Genomic DNA, 938 nt, shown 5'->3' on the forward strand with positions numbered 1-938 from the left:
TCTCAATATGAGTAACCAAATCACGCACTCCGAATTTCTTGCGGCGGATGTTTATCAGGAAGTAAGCGACTAACTGACCGGGCCCGTGGTACGTCACTTGGCCACCGCGATCGCTTTGTATCACAGGGATATCACCAGCATTTAATACATGCTCAGCTTTACCTGCTTGTCCTTGAGTGAAAACTGGGTTGTGTTCAACCAACCAAATTTGGTCTACGTCTTCATCCGTGCGTTCGTCTGTGAACTTATGCATGGCTTTCCATACAGGTTCGTAATCCTGACGACCTAATTTTTTTACGATTAGCTTATTTTGCAAAGCGGCACTTCCTCAAGGATTAATAAAGTGAGCGCATTATAAACGCGAAACAGGTTTCTAACTACAGACGGACAGCAAGGTTTTTCAACTTTCTTTGTATTTATTGAAAATTAAGTTGAATGCTTTGTAAGGGGAGCGAGGGTTTCAAACAAAAACAGCGGCAATAAGCCGCTGTTTTTCATGCGTAATCGAAAGTTACAGAACCATACGAACGATTTCGATTTCGCCCAGTTCTTTATATAGCGTTTCTACTTGCTCAATTGAAGTCGCAGTAATATTGATAGAAACAGAGTGGTAGTTACCTTTCGCACTCGGTTTTAGAGTTGGGCTGTAGTCACCAGGAGCATGACGCTGGATCACTTCTAGCACTAGTTCAGTAAGTTCTGGCTTAGCGTAGCCCATAACTTTGTAAGTGAATGAACAAGGGAACTCTAAGAGGTCTTTTAGTTTTGCATCAGAATTGATGTTCATGATTAGCTCCAAAAGGCTAGACTCTCGCAAATTGGCGAAATGTCGATAAAAAGCGTGTTCGGTCAACAGACACGAGTAATAATGCGGAATATTACGTGTAAATATCACCGAACTCAAGATCAACAAAAGCCGCACATGGCGGCTTTTGTTT

2 protein-coding genes are annotated in these 938 nt (G+C 42.2%); both read right to left on the bottom strand.

Annotated elements, in window-relative coordinates:
• On the bottom strand, positions 1–316 hold a 316-nt coding region (gene lipB / locus AB4496_RS08605; protein ID WP_372130817.1), incomplete at its 3' end, for a lipoyl(octanoyl) transferase LipB.
• A gap of 195 nt (positions 317–511) precedes the next feature.
• Positions 512–790, bottom strand: a complete 279-nt coding sequence (gene ybeD / locus AB4496_RS08610; protein ID WP_029223108.1) for a DUF493 family protein YbeD — start codon at positions 788–790, stop codon at positions 512–514.
• Positions 791–938 lie beyond the last annotated feature (148 nt).

Origin of the sequence: Vibrio sp. 10N.222.46.A1 (assembly GCF_041473595.1) — a bacterium.
Classification (GTDB): domain Bacteria; phylum Pseudomonadota; class Gammaproteobacteria; order Enterobacterales; family Vibrionaceae; genus Vibrio; species Vibrio tasmaniensis_A.